The sequence below is a fragment of the Streptomyces sp. NPDC028289 genome (genome assembly GCF_055565975.1).
This window is the reverse complement of sequence record NZ_JBVHTI010000003.1, coordinates 50,621-73,752: the sequence shown is the minus strand read 5'-3', so window position 1 is coordinate 73,752 and position 23,132 is coordinate 50,621. Positions and strand designations below refer to the sequence as shown.

At 71.8% G+C, this 23,132-nt stretch carries 21 protein-coding genes and 2 pseudogenes; 14 read left to right on the top strand and 9 right to left on the bottom strand.

The features are described from left to right. Positions 1-89: 89 nt before the first annotated feature. From ACZ4UV_RS14400 to ACZ4UV_RS14375, 6 genes and pseudogenes are all read right to left on the bottom strand, one after another. Positions 90-221: a hypothetical protein gene (locus ACZ4UV_RS14400; protein ID WP_467838062.1), complete on the bottom strand. Its 132-nt coding sequence runs from the start codon at positions 219-221 to the stop codon at positions 90-92. Next, positions 218-877, bottom strand: a complete 660-nt coding sequence (locus tag ACZ4UV_RS14395) for an MSMEG_1061 family FMN-dependent PPOX-type flavoprotein (protein ID WP_467838060.1) — start codon at positions 875-877, stop codon at positions 218-220. The genes ACZ4UV_RS14400 and ACZ4UV_RS14395 overlap by 4 nt, the downstream gene beginning before the upstream one ends. Before the next feature lie 50 nt (positions 878-927). After that, entirely contained in the window at positions 928-1,326 is a 399-nt protein-coding gene (locus ACZ4UV_RS14390; protein ID WP_467839359.1) for a (2Fe-2S) ferredoxin domain-containing protein, read from the bottom strand. Between the two features lie 173 nt (positions 1,327-1,499). Beyond that, positions 1,500-2,288 carry an SAM-dependent methyltransferase gene (locus tag ACZ4UV_RS14385; protein ID WP_467838057.1) on the bottom strand — a complete coding sequence of 263 codons (789 nt, stop codon included), beginning with the start codon at positions 2,286-2,288 and terminating at the stop codon, positions 1,500-1,502. Between the two features lie 116 nt (positions 2,289-2,404). Continuing rightward, positions 2,405-3,094 (bottom strand): M24 family metallopeptidase, encoded by a 690-nt coding sequence (locus ACZ4UV_RS14380; protein ID WP_467838055.1) that lies wholly within the window; start codon positions 3,092-3,094, stop codon positions 2,405-2,407. Continuing rightward, positions 3,084-3,300 (bottom strand): annotated as a pseudogene (locus tag ACZ4UV_RS14375) (hypothetical protein); the annotation flags it as partial. The pseudogene ACZ4UV_RS14375 and the gene ACZ4UV_RS14380, both read right to left, overlap by 11 nt. On the opposite strand from ACZ4UV_RS14375, the pseudogene eno reads away from it, so the two are divergent. After that, positions 3,301-3,741 (top strand): annotated as a pseudogene (eno, locus tag ACZ4UV_RS14370) (phosphopyruvate hydratase); the annotation flags it as partial. A gap of 76 nt (positions 3,742-3,817) precedes the next feature. Here eno and ACZ4UV_RS14365 read toward each other — a convergent pair. Further along, positions 3,818-4,939: a Ppx/GppA family phosphatase gene (locus ACZ4UV_RS14365; RefSeq protein WP_467839356.1), complete on the bottom strand. Its 1,122-nt coding sequence runs from the start codon at positions 4,937-4,939 to the stop codon at positions 3,818-3,820. 211 nt (positions 4,940-5,150) lie between these two features. Between ACZ4UV_RS14365 and ACZ4UV_RS14360 the strand changes: the two genes are divergently transcribed. Together ACZ4UV_RS14360 and ACZ4UV_RS14355 are read left to right on the top strand one after the other, a co-directional pair. Further along, a complete protein-coding gene (locus ACZ4UV_RS14360) occupies positions 5,151-5,507 on the top strand; it encodes a MarR family transcriptional regulator (protein ID WP_451017186.1) in 357 nt (118 codons plus the stop codon). A gap of 95 nt (positions 5,508-5,602) precedes the next feature. Beyond that, positions 5,603-6,025, top strand: coding sequence for a TOBE domain-containing protein (locus ACZ4UV_RS14355; RefSeq protein ID WP_451017185.1), 423 nt, complete (start codon positions 5,603-5,605; stop codon positions 6,023-6,025). A gap of 42 nt (positions 6,026-6,067) precedes the next feature. Here the strand turns inward: ACZ4UV_RS14355 and ACZ4UV_RS14350 are convergent, their stop codons facing one another. After that, positions 6,068-7,066: a cytochrome c oxidase assembly protein gene (locus ACZ4UV_RS14350; RefSeq protein ID WP_451017184.1), complete on the bottom strand. Its 999-nt coding sequence runs from the start codon at positions 7,064-7,066 to the stop codon at positions 6,068-6,070. Between the two features lie 153 nt (positions 7,067-7,219). Here ACZ4UV_RS14350 and ACZ4UV_RS14345 point away from each other — a divergent pair, with 153 nt between their 5' ends. From ACZ4UV_RS14345 to pstB, 9 genes are all read left to right on the top strand, one after another. Beyond that, positions 7,220-7,738, top strand: coding sequence for a hypothetical protein (locus ACZ4UV_RS14345; RefSeq protein ID WP_451017183.1), 519 nt, complete (start codon positions 7,220-7,222; stop codon positions 7,736-7,738). 187 nt (positions 7,739-7,925) lie between these two features. Then, positions 7,926-8,588, top strand: a complete 663-nt coding sequence (locus ACZ4UV_RS14340; protein ID WP_451017182.1) for a hypothetical protein — start codon at positions 7,926-7,928, stop codon at positions 8,586-8,588. A gap of 403 nt (positions 8,589-8,991) precedes the next feature. Beyond that, a complete protein-coding gene (gene pstC / locus ACZ4UV_RS14335; RefSeq protein WP_351486277.1) occupies positions 8,992-9,966 on the top strand; it encodes a phosphate ABC transporter permease subunit PstC in 975 nt (324 codons plus the stop codon). Between the two features lie 2 nt (positions 9,967-9,968). After that, positions 9,969-11,531, top strand: a complete 1,563-nt coding sequence (pstA, locus tag ACZ4UV_RS14330; RefSeq protein ID WP_467838048.1) for a phosphate ABC transporter permease PstA — start codon at positions 9,969-9,971, stop codon at positions 11,529-11,531. Further along, a complete protein-coding gene (pstS, locus tag ACZ4UV_RS14325; protein ID WP_451017180.1) occupies positions 11,531-13,234 on the top strand; it encodes a phosphate ABC transporter substrate-binding protein PstS in 1,704 nt (567 codons plus the stop codon). The genes pstA and pstS overlap by 1 nt, the downstream gene beginning before the upstream one ends. Continuing rightward, positions 13,231-15,843, top strand: a complete 2,613-nt coding sequence (locus tag ACZ4UV_RS14320) for a hypothetical protein (protein WP_467838044.1) — start codon at positions 13,231-13,233, stop codon at positions 15,841-15,843. Before pstS ends, ACZ4UV_RS14320 begins: the two co-directional genes overlap by 4 nt. Before the next feature lie 159 nt (positions 15,844-16,002). Beyond that, positions 16,003-18,000 carry an Ig-like domain repeat protein gene (locus ACZ4UV_RS14315; protein WP_467838041.1) on the top strand — a complete coding sequence of 666 codons (1,998 nt, stop codon included), beginning with the start codon at positions 16,003-16,005 and terminating at the stop codon, positions 17,998-18,000. A 77-nt stretch (positions 18,001-18,077) separates the two neighbouring features. Next, positions 18,078-18,992 carry a sortase gene (locus ACZ4UV_RS14310; protein ID WP_451017178.1) on the top strand — a complete coding sequence of 305 codons (915 nt, stop codon included), beginning with the start codon at positions 18,078-18,080 and terminating at the stop codon, positions 18,990-18,992. 95 nt (positions 18,993-19,087) lie between these two features. Then, positions 19,088-19,915 carry a phosphate ABC transporter ATP-binding protein PstB gene (gene pstB / locus ACZ4UV_RS14305; RefSeq protein ID WP_467839353.1) on the top strand — a complete coding sequence of 276 codons (828 nt, stop codon included), beginning with the start codon at positions 19,088-19,090 and terminating at the stop codon, positions 19,913-19,915. A 15-nt stretch (positions 19,916-19,930) separates the two neighbouring features. On the opposite strand, the gene ACZ4UV_RS14300 is transcribed toward pstB, so the two are convergent. Continuing rightward, positions 19,931-20,761, bottom strand: a complete 831-nt coding sequence (locus ACZ4UV_RS14300; RefSeq protein ID WP_451017177.1) for a M55 family metallopeptidase — start codon at positions 20,759-20,761, stop codon at positions 19,931-19,933. 77 nt (positions 20,762-20,838) lie between these two features. Here ACZ4UV_RS14300 and ACZ4UV_RS14295 point away from each other — a divergent pair, with 77 nt between their 5' ends. Both ACZ4UV_RS14295 and ACZ4UV_RS14290 read left to right on the top strand, forming a co-directional pair. Next, a complete protein-coding gene (locus ACZ4UV_RS14295) occupies positions 20,839-21,120 on the top strand; it encodes a hypothetical protein (protein WP_351486265.1) in 282 nt (93 codons plus the stop codon). Between the two features lie 130 nt (positions 21,121-21,250). Then, on the top strand, positions 21,251-23,050 hold the full coding sequence (locus ACZ4UV_RS14290; protein WP_467838037.1) for a phosphatidylglycerol lysyltransferase domain-containing protein: 1,800 nt from the start codon (positions 21,251-21,253) through the stop codon (positions 23,048-23,050). Positions 23,051-23,132: the final 82 nt, after the last annotated feature.

Here is a 23,132-nt window from a genome sequence, read left to right as displayed (position 1 = left end):
CCCGCCTAGCGCCGGCCTCCTGCCTCGTCCGCCCGGCGCCGGTGGGCGTGATCGGCATCCGCCCGTACGAGCGTGCGGGCGTCCGCGGTTCAGCGGCCGGTGCCGATGCCGGTGGCCTTGGCCTGGAGGTTCTGCCGGGCCCGGGCGACGGTGGCCTGGCCGCGGGCGAGCTTCTCCAGCTCGCTGTCGATCACATCGGCGATCCGCTGCCGGTCCGTCACTCGTACCGGTACTTCAGCGAATCCGCCTCCGCCTGCTCGATGTCGGCGATCGTCAGCTCCGGCATCCGCAGCTGGGCCAGCGTCACCTCGGCCGAGGTCGGCTGGGTGTCCGCCGGCAGCCACTGCTCCGGCTTCCAGGCCCCGCTGCGCAGCAGCGACTTGGGGCAGTGGGGGTAGACCTCCTCGATGCCCACCACCAGCGCACTGGCCGGCGGCTTGCCCACGGCGGTCAGCTGGGACAGCAGCTCCGGGCGGGTGGAGACACAGGCCCGGCCGTTGACCCTGAGCGTCGTGGTGCGCCCCGGAATGACGAACAGCAGCCCGGCCCGTCCGGTGGCGACGACATTCTGCAGGGTGTCCAGACGCTTGTTGCCGGTCGCGTCCGGTATCGCCACCGTCCGTGCGTCCAGGACGGCGACGAACCCGGGGGGACCGCCACGCGGGGAGACGTCACAGTTGCCCTCGGCGTCCGCGCTGGCGACCAGGACCAGCGCCGAGCAGCCGATCAACCGGCGGGTCTGCTCGGTGAGTTCGGTCATCTGCTTGCGCACGGCCGCGTCACCGGGGAGGGCGTAGACCCGGCGCAGCGCCTCCTGGTCGGGCACGGCGTCGAGGCGGAGCGAGTCGAAGGCACTGCCGGCAAGGGGTGTCGTCATGCCGCCGACCCTAAGGGGCGGGCCCGCGCCCGAGGACGTCGTGCCGCTGCTCAGCCCTCGACGCCGCGCCGTTCCCGCCGCGAGGGGCTGAACTCGTACAGGTCCAGGATGTCCGGCGGCTCGCTCGGCCCCGGCCCCCCGGCGCGGACCCAGGTGGCGATGTCGGCCGTCGCGTCGGGGTCGTTGACCAGACCGAGCCACACCGGCCGGCCGCCCGCCGCGCGACCGGCCGGGGACGGCTGGACGACGATGACGTCGGCCTGCTCACAGGCGTCCAGGCAGTTCACCACCCGGATCTGCGCGACACCGGCCAACTGAACACTCCCGCGATCACCAGGTTCTGGACGACGAGCCCGCGGGCCCGCCGGGACAGCGAGATCACGGCCGGGACGGTGGCGAGTTCGTCCCGGACGACGACCGCGTCCGCGGTCTCCAGCGCCAGGTCCGATCCCGCCCGGCCCATCGCGACACCGGTGCTTCTGGAGCAGGCCCTGTACCACGTCGAGCACCTGCGCCTCGGCCTGCGCGACACCCCGGTCGCGGCGCACACCGTGGCCGAGGTGAACTGAACCGTTCCCCGCGAGCGGGCGGGCGGGCCGGCCGCGCCGCCCCGGGAGGCCGGTCAGCGGATTCGGGCCACCCCCGAGTAGATGCCGCTGCCCTCCGGTTCCGGGGCCGGGGTGCCGGCGAACCACTCCGTCGCCGTGACCAGGCCGGGGGCGACCAGGTCCAGGCCGTCGAAGAAGCGCTCCACTTCGGGGCGGGTGCGGAAGGCGAGGCGGATGCCGCCCCTGGCGTACTCGGCGACGACCTGTTCGACGAGTTCCGGGTACAGGTCGGACGCGGCGTGCGAGAGGATCAGGTAGCTGCCCGACGGCAGGGTGTCGACCAGGGCGCGGACGATACCGTGGGCGCCCTGCTCGTCGCTGATGAAGTGCATCAGGGCGATGAGGGAGAGAGCGACCGGGCGGTCGAAGTCCAGGACGTGCCGGGCGTGCCGGACGATCGCCTCCGGGTCGCGCACGTCGGCCTGGATGTAGTCGGTCGCTCCCTCGGGGCGGCTGATCAGCAGCGCCTCGGCGTGCCGGAGGACGATCGGGTCGTTGTCGGTGTAGACGACCTTGGCCGACGGCACGACGTTCTGCACGATCTGGTGGAGGTTCGGCTCGGTGGGGATTCCGGTGCCGATGTCCAGGAACTGGTCGACGCCCTGCCGGGCGAGCCACGCGGCCGCCCGGTGCATGAACTGACGGTTCTGCCGGGCGGCGTCCCTCGCCTCGGCCGGCAGCTTCTCACCGACCGCCTCGTCGACCGGGTAGTTGTCCTTGCCGCCGAGCAGCCAGTCGTAGACCCGGGCGGGGTGGGCCCTGCTGGTGTCTATCGGCAGAGACGGCTGTGGGTTGGTCGTCATGGCAACTCCATCGCGCCGGGGGAGACGGTGAGGGACCGAGGTCGCGATGATCGTACTCGGGCGCCTCATCCGCCTTGCCCGCAGGGCGACTTGGGCCCACGGGGCCGGTCCGGCCCTCAGAGGGTGAGCAGTTCCTCGTGGAAGCCGCCGAACCGCCGCTCCGGAGCGAGGAGATGGATCTCCAGGATCCAGTGGCAGGTGCGGCCCGCCTTGTCGGTGCGGCGCAGCGGGGTGTCGTTGGCGGGCGTGATGTACGACTCGACGTCGGCGCCGTCGATCGTCTCGTGCGGGAACTCGCCGACCAGGTGCCCGGCGTGCCAGCCGCCCAGCCCCCACCCCGCTTCCTCGGCGAGCCGCTCCACCTCGGCGTACAGCCGCGCGCCGGTGATCTCCCCGTCGGCCTCGAAGAAGCGCCGGCCGGCGGCGAACACCCGGGGGAGGTCGGCGCGGAGCCGGTGCTTGACCGGGTCGTCGCCGAGGACGAAGGTGCGGCCGAAATCGGCCTCGTACTCCTCGAAGATCGGCCCGAAGTCGGCGAAGACGATGTCGTCCGTGCCGATCACCCGGTCCGGCGGGTTCTCCCGGTACGGCAGCACGGTGTTCGGCCCGGAGCGCACGATCCGCTTGTGCCAGTGCCGGGTCGTCCCGAACAACTCGTCCGCCAGGTCCCGGATCCGGTCGCTGACCGCCCGCTCCCCCTCGCCGGGTACGACGAGCCCGCGCTCCTCGATCTCCGCGAACAGCCGCACGGCCTTGCCCTGGGCCTCGAGCAGGCGCGCCGCGCGCGTGGGTTCGTCATCCGCCATGGGCCGAACCTAGCCAGCCCCGGTCGTCCCCGGCAACGGGGTTCCGCAGGGCCGTGGCCAGCCGGAGGCTCTCCTCGACGGCGCGGGATGTCGGTGACCGGGAAGAGCGTGTGCCGTACGGTCCGTTCGGCGTCGACGACCAGGATGAGGCGCTTGTGCCGCAGGCGGCCGGCGCCGCGGAAGACCGGCAGGCGCAGGGCCGCGGCCTGGCCGCGCTGGTCGACCGCTACCCGGTCGGGTCGATCGAGGACCCGATGGCCGAGGACGACCACGACGGCTGGCGCGACCTGACCGCCCGGCTCGGCGACCGCTGCCGGCTCACCGGCGACGACGTCTTCTGCACCAACGAGACCCTGCTGCGGGCCGGCATCCGCGACGGCATCGCCAACTCCGTCCTGGTGAAGGTCAACCAGATCGGCACCCTCACCGAGACCCTGGCCACCGTCGCCACCGCCCACCGCGCCGGCGAGACCGAGGACACCACCATCGCCGACCTCGCCGTCGCGACCGGATGCGGCCAGATCAAGACCGGCTCGCTGTCCCGCGCCGACCGCACCGCCAAGTACAACCAACTCGTCCGCATCGAACGGGAACTGGGCCCTCAGGCCCGCTACGCGGGCGCCGAGGCCCTGGGGCTGCGCCGCTGAGCAGAGGGAAGCGTCGGGCGGGGTCAGACGGTCGGGTCAGTCGGTCGCGGCAAGCGGTCGGGGCAAGCGGTCGGGATCAGGCGGTCGGGGTCGGCGGGGAGCTCCGGAGCGGCAGCAGGCTGACCGGCTTCGCGGCCGACCCGTCCCGGCCTCCGCACCGGTCTCTGTCCCGGTCTCCGTACCGGTCGCCGCCGCGATCCCCACCATCCCGGTCCCCGCTGCCCCGCTCCCCGTCCGGGTTCGCGTCGTGTGCCGCCTCGATGTCGGCCCACCAGTCGGCGCCGTCCTCCAGGTAGCGCAGCAGGATGCCCTCGCGGAGGGCCCAGGGGCAGATCGCGAGCGACTTCACGCCGCTCAGTTTCATCGCGGTGTGGCCGACGACCGCTCCCGCGAGGCTCTGCCGGGCCCGCGGCGCGGAGATGCCGGGCAGGCCGGAGCGCTCGGTCACCGGCAGGGCGGCCAGCCGGTCGATCGCGCGGCGCAGGTCGCCCCGGCACAGGATCCGCTCGGCGAACGGGCCGCTCCGTCCCGGGGCCGCGCCGCACAGCCGGGCCAGCTGCTGGAAGGTGCGGGAGGTGGCGACGACGGTGCGCGGGTGCTCCCAGCGGATGCGGGCGGTGGCGTCGCGCAGCTGATGGCGGGCCCGGCGGCGCAGGTCGCGCAGTTCGTCCGCCGTCGGCGGACCGTCGTGGCCGAGGAACTCGTTGGTCAGCCGGCCTGCACCGAGCGGCAGGGAGACCGCGAACTCCGGCATCCGGCCGCGCCCGAAGGCCACTTCGAAGGAGCCGCCCCCGATGTCGAAGACGGCCAGGGGCCCGGCCCGCCAGCCCATCCAGCGCCGGACGCCGAGAAAGGTGAGCTCGGCCTCCACCTCGCCGGGCAGCACGCACAGCCGTACCCCGGTGTCCTGCGCCACGGCCCGCAGGACGGCGACGCGGTCGGGTGCGTTGCGTACGACGGCGGTGGCGAACGCCAGCGGTTCCGGGGCGCCCCACCGGCGGGCGATCTCGGCGGCCTTGCGGAGCGCCTCGACCAGCTGCTCGGTGGCCTCCTTCCCGAAGTGCCCGTCGGCTCCGACCTGTTCGGACAGGCGGAGCTTCCACTTGGCGGTGTGCACCGGCAGCGGCACCCCGCCCGTCGCGTCGGTCACCACCAGCCGAACCGTGTTCGATCCCGCGTCCACCAGGCCCACTCTCATGCGCTTCACGTACCCAGCGCAGCCGGGGTGATGCGGTGCGTACACGGAAGGGTGGGCGAGGAGGTGCGCAGAGGTGTGCGCAGCACGGCGGCCTCCGGCCCGCCGGTGGATGCCCACGGACCCGTCGGAACCCGCCAGGACCCGTCAGCACATACGCGAATCATCTTTCGTGTTTTTGTGTGCGGGAACCTACAGTCGTACGATGTGCGCCATGGTGGGAGTCGACGGAGTTCCCGAGCCGCACACCGGCTGGACGTTCCTGACCAGTCACGCACGCGTCCTGGCCAGCATCGCCGACGACCACAACACCCGCATCCGCGACATCGCGGCCCGCTGCCGGCTCACCGAACGCGCCGTCCAGAAGATCATCGCGGACCTGGAACAGGACGGCTACCTCTCCCACACCCGCAACGGCCGCACCAACCAGTACCGCATCGACCCGGACAGGGTGCTCCGCCACCCGGCCGAAGCCGGCGCCGGCCTCACCGTCGCCTCCCTGCTCACCCTGCTGGTCAGGGACGAGGCGGACCGCCGGGGGACGGGCGAACAGGCCGGGGGCGGTTCCTGACGGGCGCGTCGCTCCCGAACGGCTAACTTGTGGAGTCGACGTCAGGACAATCCCGACCATCCACCTCTTTCCCCCCCTTTGTTAGGCGGTCCGCCATGAGCCTGAGCATCCGCAACCAGATCCCCGGCACCGTCACCGCCGTCACCCCGGGCGAGGTGATGGCGACCGTGAAGGTCCGGCTCGACGGCGGCCAGGAGCTCACCGCCGCGATCACCCTGGAGGCGGTCCGGGAGCTGGGGCTCACCGAGGGTTCGGCCGTACGCGCGATGGTCAAGTCCACCGAGGTCGCGCTCGCCACCGGCCGGGTGCCGGGCGTGTCCATCCGCAACCAGCTGCCCGGCACGGTCAGCGACGTGGCCACCGGCGGGGCGATGGCCACGGTCAAGGTCACCGTGGACGGAGGCCAGGACCTCACCGCGGCGATCACCAGGGACGCGGCCGGCGATCTCGGCCTGACGGCCGGCGCGCCGGTGGTGGCGCTGATCAAGGCGACCGAGGTGTCCCTCGCGACCGCCTGACCCCGCGCGGGTCGGCACCGGCGGAGAGGAGGCGCCCGGTCGTCACTTCTCGCCGTGCTGCCGCCGGATCCTGGAGGCCACCTCGTTCTCCTCCGTCTCCCACCAGGGCCGGACCCGTTCGGCGGCGGGGGCGGCGGGGCCGGCAGCCGTGCCGGCCGTGGGTGCGGGGGAGGCCGCGGGGACCACCGCGAGCTGCTCGTCCAGGCGGCGGTCGAGGGCCGCCGTCTGGACGCGTTCCGCCCGCGCCCACTGGAACAGGAGCGCCAGCAGGAACGGCAGGGCGACCAGCTCGGCGATGCTCAGCATCGCGCCGCCGCCGATCTGCTGGTCGTGCCGGACATCAGGGGCCCAGGACGGGTGGTGGTGCAGGTACCACGCCCCGGCGATCAGCGTGCCGTGCGTCATCACGACGACCCCGGGGACCGCGTCGATCACACCGTCCAGGAAGACGAGGCCCGCCCGCACCGGATGGGTGCACCAGGCCGGCAGGGTCTCCTCGCGGGTCAGGACCGGTACGACGAAGAGGCAGCCCGCCACCAGCAGGTGCAGGTACATCAGCTCGTGCAGCCAGCCCACGCGCAGCGCGGTGGCGAAGTACGGGGTGAAGTAGACCGTCAGCTCGGTGGCGAGGACGAGGGCCGTGCTGACCAGGGGGAAGGTCAGGAGGCGGACCACGCGCCCGGTCATCGCGCGGCGGACCCGCGCCGCCCCGCCCGCCGGCAGCGCCTCCACCGCCAGCCGCAGCGGGTCGCCGAGGGCCAGGCCGAGCGGGGCCAGGAGGTCGAGCAGGATGTTCTGCACGGCCGCGGGCCAGAACAGCACATGGTCGTAGACGGCGAGGCCGGACATCGTCGCGACGACCAGCGCCCCCAGGCCCAGCACCGCGAAGGCCGCGGACCGGGCCGGCGACCAGGAGCCGCCCCCGGCGCGCACGCGCCGCACACCCCAGCCGTACAGCCCGCCCAGGGCCACGACCAGCAGCAGCGCGGGCACGTCCGGCTGCCACGACGTCAGCAGCCGGCCCACAGTCAGCTCGGCCATCCGGCTCACCCTCCTTCGGTCGGGGACGAAACGGGTCAGGTCAGTCCACTGCGCGACGCTATACCTGTCCCGCCCCGCCCCCGCACCGGGGCTCGTGCAGAATCGGCGCGATCACCAGGCGGTGATCGGCACGGTTCTCAAGGGTGGGGATTCATGTTCGGAAAGCAGCTCATGGTGAGCGGAGCCATCGCGATTCTGATCGGCACGCTCGGCGCGTGCTCCGGGGGCGGGAACGGAAACGGGAACAACGGGAACGGGGTCGGCAACGGCACCGCGTCCGCCCAGGACGACACCGTCCACGGGCTGAAGGACACCGTCCGGCACATCACCGCGAAGACCACCCGGGCCACCCGCCCCCGCCTGGTCAGGACGTGCGCCACCACTACGCACCGGGTCCGGCACACCTCCAGCAGCGGGACCGGCAGCAGACGGAAGACCAGGACCTGGTACACGACCGAGCGGTACCGGTCCTGCACCAAGGTGCACCGCGGCACCGAAACCTACCGGAGGACCGTCCGCACCGAGAAGTGGTGCGTGGAGCTGGACGACGTGAACGGCGACAAGCGGCGCGACGACGTCTGGTACCAGGTCAGCAGCTCGGTCTACGGCGAGGCCCTGGCCGCGGACGACCACGCCCGGCTGGAGTTCGCCGCGACCCGCGAGGGCTGCTGAGCCGCCCGCCCGCCCTCGCCCCGGGCCTGCGTCACAGTTCTGTGCCGGGCCAAGGTGATCCTTGTTCACTTTCGTTCGGTCGTGCTTAAAGTGATCAACGCGGCCGGCGGGCGCCGACCACCTCCGCCGCCGCACAGGGGAGACGGGGAACACGGGGGGCTTCGCCATCATGAGGGAACGATTCGCCATGCCTCGGCGCGGGCCGGTGCGGCCGCTCGCCGCGCTGCTGGCCGCCGTCGGCGTCGTCGCGGGGGTGCTGGTCGGCCGGCCGGGGCTGGAGTCGGTGACGGGGTGCGGGACCTCCGGGGACCTGTATCCGTCGCAGACCGCGAAGGACTGGGTGTCGTACGCCGACCACGTCGTGGTCGCCAGCCCGACCGGGGAGCGGGAGACGAACCGGCGGACGTACGCCAAGGGGGCCGTGGCGTACGCGACGGACCGGCTGGTGAGCTTCCGGACCGACAGCACACTGTGGTCGCACGCCTCGCCCCGGCACACCCTCGGCTCCGCCTTCGACCTGGTCGCCCCCGGCTGGGAGGTCTACCGGTCCAGCGGCACCCGCGTCGCCGAGATGGCCACCGACGCGCCACGCCTCCAGGTCGGCCACACCTATCTGCTGGCCCTGCGCTGGCACGAGGGCGGCTGGGCGGTCCTGGGCGAGGGCGGGGCCGTGCCCTTCGACGACCACACCGGCGACCAGGGCGAGTGGTGCGGGCGGGTGCTGAGCAAGGAGGACGTCGCCGAGGGCGAGCGCTTCTCCCGGCACGACGACCACAGCCTGGAGAAGGCGCTGCTCGGACAGGACGAGCAGGCCGCCAAGAGCGCCCTGGACCGCGCGGCCCGCGACTGAACCCCGTCCCCGGTTCTTCACGCCCGGCGACATCCGGCCACATCCGGCCACGCCCGGCCACGCCCGGCCACAGGGGTGGTACGACTGTCCCCGTCCCACCCGGACGAACGACGACCTGACCGAACTCGCCCTGCCCGCCCGCCTCCTGGGCGGCACGGGTGCCGGAAGGATCTCGTCCCGCCTGACCCTCCAGTACACAGGCACCCACATCTCCCCCACTGAAATGGCATGAACAGTTCACCTGCTCTCCATCTTCGACGCGTTGGTGCGCAAGGAACCGGCCATTGACTCAACCCGCGCGGCAACCCGTTGGAGCCGTGTAGGGGGCAATTCGTTTCCGTATAGGGGGGGCACAGTGGTGTCCGCGCTCAAGGGTTCCGCAGGGGCGGAATCCGAAAGACCCGTGCCCAGGCAGCTGTCGGCCGCCCGGGGGCTCGGGGACCGGATCTTCCGGGTCCAGTTGACGGCCTCCGGCGTCATCGTCCTCGCCATCATGGCTGCCGTAGGGCTGTTCCTGCTGCTCCGGGCCGGACAGGCGCTGCGAACCAGAGGGGTCTGGGGCTTCCTCACCACCGCCGAATGGCAGCCGGACGTGCACCGCTTCGGCATCGCGGCCGTGCTCACCGGCACCCTGCTCATCGCCGCCGTGGCCGTCACGATCAGCGTGCCGCTGGCCCTCGGGACCGCGCTGTTCATCTCGGACATCGCACCCCGCCCGCTGCGCCGCACGCTCGTCTCCATGGTCGACCTGATGGCCGCCGTGCCGTCCGTGGTCTACGGCCTGTGGGGCCTGTTCTTCCTCCAGCAGCACGTCATCGGCCTCTCCCGCTGGCTGTCGGACTGGTTCGGGTGGATCCCGTTCCTGCACGTCGACGGCACCCAGCCGGGCGAGCCGCTGGCCTCCCAGAGCGTCTACACCGCCTCCACGTTCGTGGCCGGCATCGTCGTGGCCCTGATGGTCGCGCCGATCCAGTGCTCGGTGATGCGCGAGGTGTTCGCGCAGGCGCCGGCGGGTGAACGGGAGGGTGCCTACGCGCTCGGCGCCACCCGCTGGGGCATGATCCGCGCGGTCGTACTGCCGTACGGCATGGGCGGGATCATCGGCGGCACGATGCTGGGCCTGGGCCGGGCGCTCGGCGAGACCATCGCGGTCTACCTGATCATCTCCCCGGTCTTCACCATCCAGCCGCACATCCTGCAGACGGGCTCGAACTCCGTCTCCTCCCTCATCGCCCTGCACTACGGCGATGCCTCGACCTTCGGCATGTCGGCGCTGATGGCGGCGGGCCTGGCGCTGTTCCTGCTCACCCTGGCGGTCAACTTCACCGCTTCCTCGATCGTGGCGCGGTCACGGTCCGGCGCACAGAGCGAGGCCTGACGATGACCGTCGTAGACCTTGAGAAGGGCGCTCCCCAGGACGCCCCGCAGGACACCCCCGGGAAGGCCGCCGAGGGCACTGGCGCGGACACCGCTCCGGACACCGCGGTCGCCGCGCTTCCCGACCTGCCGCGCCGGATCGGCGGGGTCACCCGCTCCGGTGTGCTGTCGGTGTTCGGCGCCGCCGCCTCCGGGCTGTGCGTGGCCGTCCTCCTCTTCGGCGAGCTCGCGCCGTTCTCCGGCGCATTGGGGTTCTTCGTCACCGCCTACCTGTCTTTCCTGGGTATCTACGCGGTGTTGACAGGCCTTGAGGAGGACGGGCAGGCGGTACGGGACCGGGTGATGACCGTCGTCCTGTGGTCGGCGGGCGGCCTGATGTTCGCCGCGCTCACCATGGTCGTGGGCTTCACCGCGTGGCGCGGCCGGGAGGCCCTGCCGCACGCCAACTTCTTCACCCAGGACATGCAGGCGGCCGGCCCGCTCGACCCGCTGACCAACGGCGGCATCGCGCACGCCATGCTCGGCACGCTCGAGATGATCACCATCGCACTGGCGATCACGGTGCCACTGGGCCTGGCCTGCGCGGTGTACCTCAACCAGATTCCCGGCAGCTTCTCGCGGTTCGTCCGCACGATCGTCGAGGCGATGACCGCGCTGCCGTCCATCGTGGCCGGCCTGATGGTCTACGCCGTCTGGATCCTCAACCTCGGGATGCAGAAGTCGGGTCTGGCGGCGGGCTTCGCGATCAGCGTGATGATGCTGCCGATCGTGATCCGCGCGGCGGACGTCGTGCTGCGTCTGGTCCCCGGCACCCTCACGGAGGCGTCCGAGGCGCTCGGCGCCCCACGCTGGCGGACGGTCTGGCACGTGGTCCTGCCCACCGCCCGCTCGGGCCTCGCCACCGCCGTCATCCTCGGCACCGCCCGCGGCATCGGCGAGACCTCCCCGGTCCTGCTCACGGCAGGCTTCACGGCAGCGCTCAACACCGATCCGACGAACGACCCGATGATCTCCCTTCCGCTGGCCGTCTTCAACTTCGTCAAGTCCCCCGAGCCCACGATGATCGCGCGCGGCTTCGGCGCGGCGGCGGTCCTGATGGCGCTGGTCCTGATCCTCTTCGTGATCGCCCGCGTGATCGGCGGCCGCGGCCCCGGCCACCAGAACAAGCGCCAGGCGAGGCGGGCGGCCCGCGCCTCCCGCCGGGACGTGACGAGGTTCGCGGAACTCCACACGCCGGGACTGGAGTTGTTCGAGACCGGTTCTTCTGAGGGCGACGGCGGGACCGAGCGCCCCGAAAGCAGCGCACAGACCGGTTCTTCTGAAGGCCACGGCCACACCGAGCGCCCCGAAAGGGACGCGGGGCTGCATCAATCAGCGGCTCCGCCGCGGAGCGCGCCCAGCCCCGACGCACCCGCAGCCGACGACGGCGAGCAGTCCCCCCAAGACAACGCACCCGCACCCGCCGACGGCGAAGGCCCCCCACAGGGGCCACCCGCACCCGACAACGAAACCCGCACGGGTGGTGCGGGTGGGAACACAGATCCTGCTACAGGAGACAGTCACTGATGTCCAGCCAAGTCATCAACGCCCTCCGACGGCTGGGCATCCTGGCCGCACTGATAGGCATCCTCGGCACCCTCGCCGGTACCCCGGCCGTCGCCGACAGCTACACCCCCATCGCCGGCGCCGGCTCCACCTGGGCCGAGAACGCCATCGACCAGTGGCGGCGCGACGTCAACAAGAACGGCATGCGCATCAGCTACGCCGGTGGCGGTTCGTCGGACGGCCGTCGCCAGTTCCTCTCCGGCACGGTCGACTTCGCCGTCTCCGACATCCCGTTCCAGACGCACCCCACCGACGGCAGCGCGGCCGAACGCCCCGCGAAGGGTTCGTACGCCTACATGCCGATCGTGGCCGGCGGCACGGTGTTCATGTACCACCTCACGGTCAACGGCAAGAGGGTCACCAACCTCCGGCTCTCCGGCGACGTGGTCACCAAGATCTTCACCGGGGTCGTCAAGACCTGGGACGACCCGGTCATCAAGGCCGACAACCCGGGGTTGCAGCTCCCCCACCGCACCATTGTCCCCGTCGTCCGCTCCGACGGCTCCGGCTCCACCGCCCAGTTCACGATGTGGATGGTGAACCAGCACCGGGACCTGTGGAACGCCTACTGCGCCAAGGTCGGCCGCGCGGGATCCTGCGGGCAGACGTCGTACTACCCCACCGTCTCCGGCATGATCGCCCAGTCCGGTGACCTCGGTGTCGCCGGCTACGTCGCCCAGAACTACGGCGAGGGCGCGATCGGGTACGTCAACTACTCGTACGCGCGCAACGCGCACTACCCGGTCGCCAAGGTCCTGAACCACGCGGGCTACTACACCGAGCCGACCCCGCAGAACGTGGCGGTCTCCCTTCTCAAGGCGAGGATCAACACCGACAAGAACTCGGCGGACTACCTCACCCAGCAGCTCGACGGCGTCTACAACGACTCCGACAAGCGCAACTACCCGCTGTCCAGCTACTCGTACATGATCCTGCCGCTGAAGGTGCAGGGCACCTTCACCGAGGCCAAGGGCAAGACGCTCGGCGCGTTCTCGTACTACTTCATGTGCCAGGGCCAGCAGCAGGCGCCGAACCTCGGCTACTCGCCGCTCCCGATCAACCTCGTCCAGGCCGGCTTCGACCAGATCCGCCGGATTCCGGGCGTGCATGCGCAGAACATCAACATCAAGAACTGCAACAACCCGACCTTCACCACCACCGGCCAGAACAGACTCGCGCAGACCGCGCCCTACCCGGCCGCCTGTGACAAGAAGGGTGCGGCCCCCTGCACCACCGGCAGCGGCGGCGCAACCACCAGCTCCGGCAACGGCAGCGGCGGTTCCTCCGGCGGATCGACCGGCGCCACCGGCACCGGCACCGCCGGCGGCTCCACCGGCGGCGGCACCGGCTCGGCCGGCGGCAACAGCGGCCAGCCCTCCGTCGATCCCGACACCGGTCAGACCATCTCCCCCGGCGGCACCACCGGTTCGGCCTCCGGCGGGACCGGCGCGGGCGCCAATGGAACGGTGGCCCTGGCCCAGCCCGTCGCCGTGGCCACCGCACACGGCTGGACCGGCACCCAGACGCTGATGCTGCTGGCCGCGGTCCTGGTCTTCGGCCTGCTCCTGCTGCCCTCGGTGATCTCCCGCCTGGTCGGCAGCAGGGCCGACGGCAACGGAACCCACAACGGCAACGGTCGCTCCGAGGACGGGAGTTCGCGATGAGACGCACCCGTGTACGCAACGCGCTGATACGCCTGCTCGCCGGCGCCACGGTCGGCGCCCTCGCCGGACTCGCGGTCGCCCAGACCGCTCCCACCGCCGCCGCGGCCACCGACTCCGCCGTGACCGTCTCCGGGCGCGGCGAGTTCAAGGACATGAAGTTCACGGTCTCGCAGACCAAGGACCTCACCAGCCAGGCCGTCACGGTCAGCTGGACCGGCGGCACCCCGACCAGGTTCGCGGGCACCCAGTTCAACACCGACTTCGTGCAGATCATGCAGTGCTGGGGCGACGACGACGGCACGGTCCCGTCCAACCCGGGCCCGGCGCGAACCCAGTGCCAGTACGGCGGCTCCCCGACCACCGACCGCACCAGCTGGCCCGGCAACGCCTACGACGACACCCGCCAGGTCTTCTACAGCGCCGACCCCACCAACTACGGCCAGGACAACCGGTACGGCGCAGCCAACCCGAACGCGCCGGGCGAGGTCCCCTTCAAGCCGGTCGACGGCACCACCGTCACCACCCACACCCAGAACAACCAGTTCTTCAACTACAACACCACCAACGAGATCGATTTCGCCCGCACCAGCGCCAACGGCACGGGCCAGGAGTACTTCGAGGTGCAGACCGCCAACGAGGCGCCCCACCTCGGCTGCGGCGAGCCCGTCACCACCGGCGGCGTCACCAAGCCCCGCTCATGCTGGCTGGTGATCGTCCCGCAGGGCCACCTGGACCTGGACGGCAAGCCGTACGCGGACCAGAGCCAGGTCAACGCGGGCTCCCCGGTCTCCTCCACCAACTGGGCGAACCGGGTCGCGATCAAGCTGGACTTCAACAGCGTGGGCACCAACTGCGCCCTCGGTGCCGACGAACGTCCCACCACCGGCAGCGAGCTGGTCGCCGACGCGATGACCAGCTGGCAGGCCCGGCTGTGCTCGTCCGGCAAGGTCTTCGGCTACACCGAGCTCGGCGAGCCCGACGCCCGGTCCCGGCTGAGCAACGACGGCTCCTCCGGACTCGCCTTCACCACCCGCGCGCTGGGGGCCGACGCGAGCTCGGCCGCCCCCTCGGACACCACGACGTACGCGCCGGTCGCCCTCTCCGGTGCCGTGATCGGCTTCACCATCGAGCGCAGACCGAAGGCCGGCGCACCGGAGTCGGTCGACAGACTCGCCGGCACCAAGGTCGGGTCGATCAAGCTGACACCCCGCCTGGTCGCCAAGCTGCTCACCGAGTCGTACCGCAGCTCGCCCTGGGGAGCCGTGATCAGCGGCACCGCCGCCAAGGGCTACGGCTGGGCGAGGAACAACCCGGCGGGTCTGGCGAGCGACCCCGAGTTCGTCGCGCTCAACCCGGAGTTCGCGTACTTCTCGGTCTCCGAGACGCCGTCCACCGACACCGATCTGATGACCGCGCTCGGCCACTCCGACACCGCCCGCGCCGTCTGGCAGTGGATCTTCGCCGACAAGGACGCCCGGCAGTTCCTCGCCGGCGTCCCCGACGACGACGGGATGCGGGTCAACCCGTACTACAGCACCAACGCCGACCTGAACCCGACGGGCTTCGCCTTCGACCCGTCCAACCTCGACGAGTACCCGAAGAGCGACCCGTGGTGCACGATCCCGCCCGGCAGCGGCGCCACGCAGAAGCAGTGCATGACCGACTTCCACCCGTACGTCGAGGACATGCACGCCGGCGCCCTGCACGCCCGGCGTGCCGACACCCTGTGGAAGTCGAGCTGGGACTCGCTCGCCAGCCCGCCGGCCTTCAAGAGCACCGGCCCGCAGACGGTCGGTTCCCGCTTCGTCATCACGATCGCGGACGCGGCCTCGGCGGCCCGCTACGGCCTGCAGACGGCCAGTCTCCGCAACGCCGCGGGCAAGTTCGTGGCGCCGACCACCGCCTCCCTGACCGCCGCCGCGAACAGCGCCGCCGGCAAGAACGTCGCCGAGATCACCCCGTCCGGCGCCACGGCGAAGGACGCCTACCCGCTGGCCCAGCTGGTCTACGCGGCCGTCCGGCCGGCCAAGATCAAGTCCGCCGCCCGCACGGACTACGCGGCCCTGCTGCAGTACGCGGCCGGCACCGGGCAGGTCAGCGGCGCCGACCCGGGCCGCCTGCCGGCCGGTTACGCGCCGCTGTCCAAGAAGCTCCGTACCCAGACCCTCAAGGCGGTCCAGGCGCTGCTCCACTACACCGGGCCGACCTCCGACGCTTCCGGCGGCTCGGCCGACGGCGGCGGCACCGACACCTCGGGCGGCGGCCCCTCCGGCGCCACCGGGGCCGACGGCGGCACGAGTGGCGGCGCCGGTACGGGCGCCGGAGGCGCCGGCGCGAGCGCCTCGCCCAGCGCGTCGGCGTCGTTCGACGGCGGCAAGGCCCTGCAGACCACCGCGGCCGGCAACACCCCCGCCGACCCGGCGAATCCGCTGCAGTACGCCGTCCCGGTCGGGGCCGCGCTCGGGGCGGTCGCCGGGGTGGGTGCGCCCTACGCGGGCGGCAACCGGCTGCGGCTGCCGCTGCGCCTCCCGCTGCCCGGCGGGCGGAGCGTGACCGTCGTACCCGAACTGCCGGAGCTGTCGCGCCGACTGCGGCGACTGCTCCCGTAACCCCCGGGCGCCCCCGGCGCTCCCCACAGACCGGAGTACCACCCGGTGCTCCCGCAGACGGCCGCCCGCCCCGAAAGGCAGTCGGGGCGGACGGCCAGTACCACCCTGCCAGATCCTCTGGCAACACCCAGCTAGCTAGCTCTCGTCAGGAGACTCTCGATGCGCAATCTGCGCTCTTCGGCGGCGTTCGTCGCCGCGGCCGTGGTGGCCGGCGGCCTCGCCCTCGCCACCCCGGCGGTCGCCGACCCGGACGCCGGTGCCTTCCGCCAGCTGGTCGGCGTCGGCTCGGACACCACCCAGGACGTCCTCAACGCCCTCGCCGGCGACACCGTCAACGGCATCAGCTACGCCACCACCGCCGTGAAGGCGACCTCCGGTGCCCGCATCGCCTCCTACGACGCGATCGAGCCCGGCACCGGCTCCACCACGTCGAAGATCACCACCCGCACGGGTGGCCCCTCCTTCGCGCGCCCGAACGGCTCCGGCGCCGGCCGTAAGGCCCTGACCAAGTCGCTGACCGGCGAGTCGTGGCCGGACGGTACCGGTGTCGCCATCACGAACCAGATCGACTTCGGCCGCTCCTCCGGCGCCCCCTCCGGCTTTGGCACCGCGCTCACCTTCATCCCCATGGCGCGGGACGCCATCGGCGTGGCGGTGCGCGGCTCGGGGCTGGACACGCTGACGGTGAAGCAGCTGCACGACATCTACAACGGCACGCTCACCACGGTGAACGGCCAGACCGTGCACCCGAAGCTCCCGCAGCTGAACTCGGGCACCCGCAACTTCTTCCTCAACGCGATCGGCCTGAAGGACGACCAGCTCACCTCGAGCGTCCAGATCGTCCAGGAGAACCAGGGCAACGCCGCGCTCACCGAGGACGGCGCCCTCACCCCGTTCTCGGTCGGCAGCTGGATCGCCCAGAACAACGGCGTCGCCCCCGACTACACCAAGACCTCCGTGGCCAACGGCGGTCACCTGGCCGCGATCCAGTTCGACGGCGGCGCCGGCGGCACCAGCCCGGTGACGACGGTCAACGGCAAGCTCAAGCCCGTCACCGACTACTACGAGGACCCCACCTTCGGCCGCGACGTCTACAACGTCGTCCCGACCCGCGAGGTCGACACCACCAGCATCTTCTTCGACCAGGACCTGTACGACATCTTCGTCACCAGCGGCAGCCACACCGCCGCGCTGGCCTCCGACGACGCCGAGAAGGTCATCGCCTCCTTCGGCTTCGTCAACGAGCCCTACAACGGCTTCATCAACCTCGCCAACAAGCACGTCAAGCAGGGTGGCCTGGAAGGGTCGGGCATCGACACGAGCGTGCCCGCCGCGCCCACCCTGAAGACCACCGCGGGTGACGCGAGCCTGAAGCTGAGCTGGACCCCGAGCGCCATCGTCCCGGCCCTGCCGGTCACCGACTACCGCGTCACGCTGAAGGACGCGGACGGCGCCGTCGTCGCCTCCAAGGACCTCGCGGCCTCCACCACGTCGTACTCCTTCACCGGCCTGGCCAACGGCACCTACACCGCCACGGTCACCGCCAACAACCTCAGCGGCACGGGCGCGGAGGCCACCTCGACCGGCGCGGTCAAGTACACCAGCAAGACGGCCGCCACCGCCGCCACCACCGCCTACGGCAAGACCCCGAAGGTCTCCGTCACGGTCACCGACACGCACAGCGTGAAGCCGACCGGCAAGGTCACCGTCAAGGACGGCACCACCGTCCTCGGCACCGGCACCCTGGACTCGTCCGGCAAGGTCACCATCGGCCTGTCGAACCACCTCAAGGTCGCCACGCACTCCCTGTCGGTCTCCTACGGCGGCAGCTCCTCGCTGAACTCGTCCTCGACGACCGTCTCCCTGAAGATCACCAAGGCCACGGCGTCGGTCTCCACCTCCGCCCCGACCTCGGTGAGCCACACCGCCAAGGCCAAGGTCACCGTCAAGGTCACCGCGACCGGCACCACCCCGACCGGCACCGTCCGCATCTACCAGGGCACCAAGGTCATCGCGACCGGCACCCTGAGCAGCGGCAAGGTCACCATCACCCTGCCGAAGCTGGCCAAGGGCAAGCACACCCTGCACGCCTTCTACGTCGGTTCCTCGACCGTGAACTCGAAGACCGGCGCCAACTTCACCATCACCAGCAAGTGACCGTCTGACGGGCCCGCCGGGAGCCTCGTTCGGCTCCCGGCGGCCCCTCACTCATTCTTCGAAGGAGGCGGGCCGCCATGACCGTCGCCGTACCGACACCGAAAACCCTGGCTCCGGCCGTGCCCCGCAGGCCCGTCCGCAGCCTCACCTTCGTCCGCCACCTCTCGCGCGGCGGACTGCTCAGCCTCGCCGCCCTGCTGCTCGGCATCACCGCCCAGCTGCTGGTGTTCAGCGGCGCCCAGGAACACTCCGCCCAGCACGCCGACTTCGACCAGCTGCGCGAGCAACTGGCCCTCGGCACCGCCCCGGTGGCGCAGACCGGGCAGGACGGCAAGCTCCTGGCGCCCGGCACGCCGGTCGCGATCGTCGACATACCGAAGCTGGGCCTGAGCCAGGTCGTCCTGGAGGGCACCGACTCCTCCGTGACGACGGACGGCCCCGGTCACCGCCGGGACACCCCGATGCCCGGCCAGGCCGGCACCAGCGTGCTGATGGGCCGGGCGGCGGCGTACGGCGGCCCGTTCGGCAAGCTCTCCCAGCTCGCCACCGGTGACACGTTCTCCGTCACCACCGGCCAGGGCAAGGCGAAGTTCCAGGTCATCGACGTACGGCGGGCCGGCGACCCGGCGCCGACGGCGCTGGCCTCGGGCAAGAGCCGGATCGTCCTCATCACCGCCACCGGTGCCAGGTACATGCCCTCCGGGGTCCTGCGCGTCGACGCCGACCTGGTCTCCGCGCCGTTCCAGACCCCGTCGGCCGTGATCCGGGCCGGCACCCTGCCGAGCTCCGAGGAACCGCTGGCCCGGCCCTCCGGGGTGCCGTGGCCGCTCGTGATGTGGCTGCAGGCGCTGCTCCTCACCGCCGTGGCCGCCGTCTGGACCTGGCACCGCTGGGGCCGCCACCAGACGTGGATCGTCTTCGCCCCGGTCGTCGCGGTGCTCGGCCTCCAGGTCGCGACGCGGACCACCGAACTGCTGCCGAACCTGCTGTGACCGAGGTGAGTGAAGTGTCTGAAGCAACCCAAGTGACTGAAACAACCGAGACTGCCGAGATCGCCGTGACTGCTGTTACCGCCGAGAACGCCGAGATGACCGACACCGCCGTACTCCCCACCGCCACCGCCGTGGTGGACGGCCCCGCGCCCGCCACGCTCGAAGCCCGTGCGGTCTCCGCCTGGTTCGGCTCCCACCAGGTGCTCAGCCAGGTGTCGCTGACCATGCCCGCGGGCGAGGTGACCGCGCTGATCGGCCCGTCCGGCTGCGGCAAGTCGACGTTCCTGCGCACCCTCAACCGGATGCACGAGCTGATCCCGTCGGCGCAGTTCGGCGGCGAGGTGCTCTTCGAGGGCGAGGACATCTACGACCCGTCCTGGCGGCTGACCGACGCCCGCCGCAGGATCGGCATGGTCTTCCAGAAGCCGAACCCGTTCCCGGCGATGTCGATCTACGACAACGTGGTGGCGGGCCTGAAGCTGACCGGCATGAAGGCGACCCGCCGGGAGAAGGACGTGCTGGTCGAGGAGTCCCTGACCCGCGCCGGCCTGTGGAAGGAGGTCCGCGACCGGCTCCGCCAGCCCGGCGGCGCCCTCTCCGGCGGCCAGCAGCAGCGCCTGTGCATCGCGCGGGCCCTGGCGGTCCGTCCCCGGGTCCTCCTCATGGACGAGCCGTGCTCGGCCCTGGACCCCACCTCCACCCGCCGCGTCGAGGAGACCATCCAGGACCTGGCCGGCCAGGTGACCATCGTCATCGTCACGCACAACATGCAGCAGGCGGCGCGCGTCTCCCAGCAGTGCGCGTTCTTCCTGGCCGAGCAGGGCACCCCGGGCGGCATCGTCGAGCACGGCGCCACGGAGGCCGTCTTCAACTCGCCGCAGGACCAGCGCACGGCCGACTACGTGGCCGGCCGGTTCGGCTGAGCCCGCGGTACGGGGTCAGCAGTACGGCGGCTGGTTGGTGAGCGAGGAGGCGACCCGCATCCAGACGCCGAACTGGCGGTAGAGGGCCGGAAGCGGGCCACGGGCCTGGACGGTACGGCTGTCCACGGCCGTCACCCCGGGGATACCGAGGAGGACGGCGGGCACGGAGGCGGACTGCCAGCGCACGGCGAGGACCGACTCGCCCTCGGGCGCGGCGGGCCGCTTCGGCACGGGCGCCAGGGCCGCCACGGCCGCCTCCTCGATCGCCCGGCGAGCCTCCTCCGCCGGGCGCAGCTCGGCGGCGAACCGGTCCCGGGCGTACTTCACGGGCACGGTGACCACCGATTCGTCCCAGGCCGTCATCTCGGCGCACGCCGCGTCGTCACCCGTGAGTGCCACGACCGGAACGCCGAGGGCCGCGGCAGTGGCGTGCGCGAGCCCGATCTCCCCGGCGGGCCTCCCGTCCAGCCAGATGTCCTCGATCTCGTGGCCCATGAAGCTGTGACTCAGCACACCGAGGGCACCGGCCCGGGAGTGGTATCCGACACATATCGCCGCGTCGTGCTCCGCCGTGAGCCCCTCCAGCATCATCATCTTCTTCGGCTTGCCGCGCACCAGGCGGGCGGCGGGGTGCAGGTGTTCGGGGAGCAGGTTCCGCATCGGCCCGTGGGCGTCGTTGACGAGCACCTCGGTCGCACCGGCGGCCACCGCCCCGCGGACCGCCGCGTTCACGTCCTCGGCCATCATCGACCGGCCGCGCTCGTAGTCCCGGCCGCCCGGCTGCACATCGTCCCGGTCGACCAGCCCGGTGATGCCTTCCATGTCCACGCTGATGTAAATACGCACGTCCTGAGGCTATCCGGACCCTACGTATTGTAGGTTCCCCATCGGCCACGGCGGCTCGTCAGCTCACGGGGGTACTCATGCAGGGCACGGACACACAGGAGGCACGGCGCAGCCTCGCCCCCACGGTGGCGGTGCTGGTGGCGAGCCTGCTGGTCGCCGCGGTCGGCGTGTACGAGCTGTCCGGCTTCGGCCTGCAGGCTCTCGACCGGCGCCCGCACCTGTTCAGCGACGGGCTGGCGACCGGCGGGGTGATCGTCGCCGCGGTGCTGGCGGGGGCGGCGATCGGCAACCTGGCATGGATGCTGGCGGCCCGGCGGCGGGCGGAACGGGAACGGGCTCAGGCTCCCGCACGTCCGTAAGAACAGAACGCCCTTTCACACCGTATTCCGTACGACGCTGGACCGCTCCCGCGTCTCCCACAGTTACCCTACAGACTGTAGGGTCAGCCCTCCGTCAACCCGCACCCCGTCCCCAAGGTGACCGGTCCCCATGCCCGCACAGCTGTCGGCCCTGATCCCGCCCCGCGTCTCCGCCGCCCTGCGCGCCCCCACCGGCGCGTCCGGCGGCGCACTGCACAGGCGGGCCGCCGACTTCACCGTCTGGTACCTGCGTGTGATCGCCGTACTGAACATAGTGGCGGTGATGTCGCTCCCCTTCCGCCAGGAGGTCGACGAGCACAACAACGGCCGTATCACTCTGCACCTGCACCGGCAGCACGCGCACCACTCCGGCCAGTTCTTCACCCCGTACCTGGCCACGGCGGGCCTGGTCTCGGCCGCGCTCGCCATCTTCTTCGTCCTGGTGATGCGCCGCCGCAAGCGCGCGGCCTGGGTGGTCAACCTACTCCTGTCCGCCCCGCTCTTCGCCCTCTACGTCCTCGCCCTCACCCAGCACGAGTACCGCGCCCACTTCTTCAACTGGGTCTCGGCGGCCGTCACCGGCCTCTTCGTGGCCGCACTGCTGATCAGCCGCCGGGAGTTCAGCGCGGTGGGCGACCCGTCGAACCCGAAGACGGCGCTGGCGGTGGGCGCCGGCGGCGTCCTGGTGACCGGCGGGCTGGGCACGCTCCTCGTGCACGCCACGAACAAGCTCCCCGGCGCCACCCTCACCGACGAGATCGCCTACACCCTCCTGAGAGGCGTCAGCGTCGGCCCGCTCGCCGACCACGTCACCGCGGTGCACGCCCCGCGCTGGACCGACATCATCATCAACATCCTCCTCGCCGCCGCCTTCTGCCTGGTCCTCTACGCCGGCTTCCGCTCCCCGCGCGGCCGCCGCCTGCTCAGCCCCGAGGACGAGACCCGGCTGCGCGGCCTGCTGGCCAAGCACGGCGCCCGCGACTCCCTCGGCTACTTCGCCCTGCGCCGCGACAAGATGGCGATCTTCTCCCCCACCGGCAAGTCGGCGGTCACCTACCGCGTCGTCGGCGGCGTCAGCCTCGCCTCCGGCGACCCGATCGGCGACCCCGAGGCCTGGCCCGGTGCGATCGACGCGTGGCTGACGGAGGCGCGGCGCCACGCCTGGACGCCCGCCGTCATGGGCGCGAGCGAGGAGGCGGGCACCGTCTACGCCCGGCACGGCCTGGACGCCCTGGAACTGGGCGACGAGGCGATCGTCGACATCGCCGACTTCACCCTGGAGGGCCGCGCGATGCGCGTCGTCCGCCAGGCCCACAACCGGGTCCGCCGCGCCGGTTACACGGTCCGCATCCGGCGCCACGAGGACATCCCGGCGGACGAGATGGCCCTGCTCATGGAACGCGCCGACCACTGGCGCGACGGCGCCACCGAACGCGGCTTCTCCATGGCCCTCGGCCGCCTCGGCGACCCGGCGGACGGCCGCTGCGTGATGCTGGAGTGCCGGGACGCCAACGACACCCCCCGCGCCCTCCTCAGCTTCGTCCCCTGGGGCGAGCAGGGCCTCTCCCTGGACCTGATGCGCCGCGACCGCGGCTGCGAGAACGGCCTGATGGAGTTCATGGTCGTCGAACTCCTCCTCCGTGCGGCCGAGCTGAAGGTCGAACGCGTCTCCCTCAACTTCGCCATGTTCCGCTCGGTCTTCGAACGCGGCTCCCGCCTCGGCGCCGGCCCGGTCCTGCGCCTGTGGCACGCCACCCTCACGTTCTTCTCCCGCTGGTGGCAGATCGAGTCCCTGTACCGCGCGAACGCCAAGTACCGCCCGGTGTGGGAGCCCCGCTACATCCTCTTCACCAAGACCAGCGACCTCCCGAGGATCGGCCTGGCGAGCGCGCGAGCGGAGGGGTTCCTCTCGCTGCCCTGGGGGCCATGAGGGGGCCGGAAAACCCCAGCGTGTGCACTGGATCGGCGAGCGGCCGCACGCGCTGTGTGCGGTGCGTGCGGCCGCGTGGCAC

Coding starts and splice junctions, on each gene's coding strand:
- ACZ4UV_RS14395 (WP_467838060.1), bottom strand. CDS start 877: ATGACGACACCCCTTGCCGGCAGTGCCTTCGACTCGCTCCGCCTCGAC.
- ACZ4UV_RS14385 (WP_467838057.1), bottom strand. CDS start 2,288: ATGACGACCAACCCACAGCCGTCTCTGCCGATAGACACCAGCAGGGCC.
- ACZ4UV_RS14380 (WP_467838055.1), bottom strand. CDS start 3,094: ATGGCGGATGACGAACCCACGCGCGCGGCGCGCCTGCTCGAGGCCCAG.
- ACZ4UV_RS14365 (WP_467839356.1), bottom strand. CDS start 4,939: ATGAGAGTGGGCCTGGTGGACGCGGGATCGAACACGGTTCGGCTGGTG.
- ACZ4UV_RS14360 (WP_451017186.1), top strand. CDS start 5,151: ATGGTGGGAGTCGACGGAGTTCCCGAGCCGCACACCGGCTGGACGTTC.
- ACZ4UV_RS14355 (WP_451017185.1), top strand. CDS start 5,603: ATGAGCCTGAGCATCCGCAACCAGATCCCCGGCACCGTCACCGCCGTC.
- ACZ4UV_RS14350 (WP_451017184.1), bottom strand. CDS start 7,066: ATGGCCGAGCTGACTGTGGGCCGGCTGCTGACGTCGTGGCAGCCGGAC.
- ACZ4UV_RS14345 (WP_451017183.1), top strand. CDS start 7,220: ATGTTCGGAAAGCAGCTCATGGTGAGCGGAGCCATCGCGATTCTGATC.
- ACZ4UV_RS14340 (WP_451017182.1), top strand. CDS start 7,926: ATGCCTCGGCGCGGGCCGGTGCGGCCGCTCGCCGCGCTGCTGGCCGCC.
- pstA (WP_467838048.1), top strand. CDS start 9,969: ATGACCGTCGTAGACCTTGAGAAGGGCGCTCCCCAGGACGCCCCGCAG.
- pstS (WP_451017180.1), top strand. CDS start 11,531: ATGTCCAGCCAAGTCATCAACGCCCTCCGACGGCTGGGCATCCTGGCC.
- ACZ4UV_RS14320 (WP_467838044.1), top strand. CDS start 13,231: ATGAGACGCACCCGTGTACGCAACGCGCTGATACGCCTGCTCGCCGGC.
- ACZ4UV_RS14315 (WP_467838041.1), top strand. CDS start 16,003: ATGCGCAATCTGCGCTCTTCGGCGGCGTTCGTCGCCGCGGCCGTGGTG.
- ACZ4UV_RS14310 (WP_451017178.1), top strand. CDS start 18,078: ATGACCGTCGCCGTACCGACACCGAAAACCCTGGCTCCGGCCGTGCCC.
- pstB (WP_467839353.1), top strand. CDS start 19,088: ATGACCGACACCGCCGTACTCCCCACCGCCACCGCCGTGGTGGACGGC.
- ACZ4UV_RS14295 (WP_351486265.1), top strand. CDS start 20,839: ATGCAGGGCACGGACACACAGGAGGCACGGCGCAGCCTCGCCCCCACG.
- ACZ4UV_RS14290 (WP_467838037.1), top strand. CDS start 21,251: ATGCCCGCACAGCTGTCGGCCCTGATCCCGCCCCGCGTCTCCGCCGCC.